The following is a 1,835-nucleotide window of genomic DNA, read 5'->3' as shown; positions in this document are numbered from 1 at the left end:
GGGGCGTCGTTTTTGTTGAAGACATTGTTCCATTGCCGGATTAGCCGTAGCTAATGCTGCGCTTGCTTCAGACACCGGAGCGACGTCGCGCGATGTCGCGGCTCCACAGATCGATGCCGGAGCGTGTGGTGCGATGCTTGCATCGCGCCACACGGCAGACGTGTTTCTGCCCCTAAGGCAGGTACATCAACGGCCAGCGCATTGGAGATGGCAAGGCCGAACGGGATTCGAGGAGAAACCGTCACTTACCATGGCCGAGACCTCAACGGCCGGAGCGATCTCTGCTTCTGGAGGCAGCCATTAGATCCTCGCGGGCGTGATTGTAGGCGTGGCTTATGGGCTGCCCGACTTGACCACCCCGCCGCAGCTGTTCATAGGAGATTTGCGCACCTGCCGCACGGACTTCAGCTTCAAGACCTGCTATGTGGCCGTCCAGATTCGCATTCCGTTCCTCTGCTGCATGCTGCGGCGGAGGCATCTGCGGCAAGATGTCTTGCATGCCGGGAACTGCGTGAGCTTGGGTCTGTTGATTTGCGTCGAACTGGTGATACGCCGCCAATTCCGGCGGCTCGACAGGAGGCCGGGGCAGCGAGTCCAGTTGGTTGGCGGCGACCAGAACTGATTCCACTGCGTCTTGGTGCGTGCGCGAGGAAGGATCCATTCCGTAGGCTTCCTGAATCATCCGTGATGCGATTTCCTTTTGTTGGTCTTCAGGAATACGGGACAATGCGTTGCGTACACTATCGGCGAACTCGGGTGAGATCACTTGTACTTCTGCATATTTTTTCCACGAAGTGGGTTCGTTTTGCTTCCGGCGCAAATCGTTGGCAGTCTGTTCATTTGTGTCCGGATGCACGAACGGAATCAACCCCTCAACACGGTTTTTCAGGAATTCGGCGGTGCTTTTGTCCATCGACCAATGACCCTCCTTGACCGGCACTCCGCTCCATGCGCTGTCTTTCAACCGAACAGCGGGGCCGTTGGCCCAGGCATCCATAACCACGGTCGACCTCGGGTCGCGGCTTCCGCGCCGCAGTTCGTTCCAAATGTGACCTAACTTGACTGGGATCTCATCACCTTCGTCGGTTATCTGTTTCATTGACACGGAAGCACTAGAGGTCATACTCCACTCGTCGGCCGCCATGTGTGGGGCGTGGACGATAGCGGAAAGGGGAGCGTTCTGATTGCAGCACGCCGCTCCCATGACTACGGCCACTGCAACCTTAATGTTGTCGTCTGCTCCCATCATTGCAACCGACGATCCGATGCTGTTGTGGCCGCGAGAGGGAATGTCGTCCACCTTAACGTTTCCCCGGCCATGCTTGAGCAGCAGGCGAACGTCGTGAACTGTTTGCCCCGCTGTCGCGAGTCTTATCGGGCTGGTGACGTCGTCACCGACGACACACGCTCCCATATGATAGGCGGCCTGCTGGATCTGATGTGGCTCCAGAGGCGCATCTCCGCCCCGTCGCAACCTGTCGGCAGGCGTGCCCAGGGAGACCCTCAGCGCTGATATGCTGCTCTCAAAGCCGGACGCCGTGGATTCTCGCGGCGACTGTCGAGTCGATCCGGAGGATTTGGAGATGCAAATTCCCATAGCCGTTCACCTGTAGTGGAGTTTCTGATCGCCGAGGGACGGGATACGCGAGACGGGCGCTTAACCGTCAGTGTCATCTGGATGAGCTTCCATCAAGGGTGCCGGCTCCGGGAGGGCGCCTGTCTGGCTTTCGAAGATGCGTTTCAGAATGCGATCCGAATAATATCGCACCTTCCTCAATTGCAATGGTGGCAGGCCTTTGATGAGAACAATCTCGTAGTCTTCATCGAGCAGCCGA

General features: G+C 57.8%; 2 protein-coding genes. Both read right to left on the bottom strand.

Annotation, left to right across the window (positions count from 1 at the left end):
• Nucleotides 1-262: 262 nt before the first annotated feature.
• The gene (locus AC0L2H_RS32390; protein ID WP_196232815.1) at nt 263-1,300 is read right to left on the bottom strand and encodes a type III secretion protein; all 1,038 of its coding nucleotides are present in this window, start codon (nt 1,298-1,300) and stop codon (nt 263-265) included.
• A gap of 357 nt (nt 1,301-1,657) precedes the next feature.
• A partial coding sequence (locus AC0L2H_RS32385; RefSeq protein ID WP_473593665.1) for a type IV secretory system conjugative DNA transfer family protein occupies nt 1,658-1,835 on the bottom strand: 178 nt, incomplete at its 5' end.

It is taken from the genome of Mesorhizobium sp. WSM4871 (genome assembly GCF_055811295.1).
This window is presented reverse-complemented; position numbering and strand designations above follow the sequence as displayed.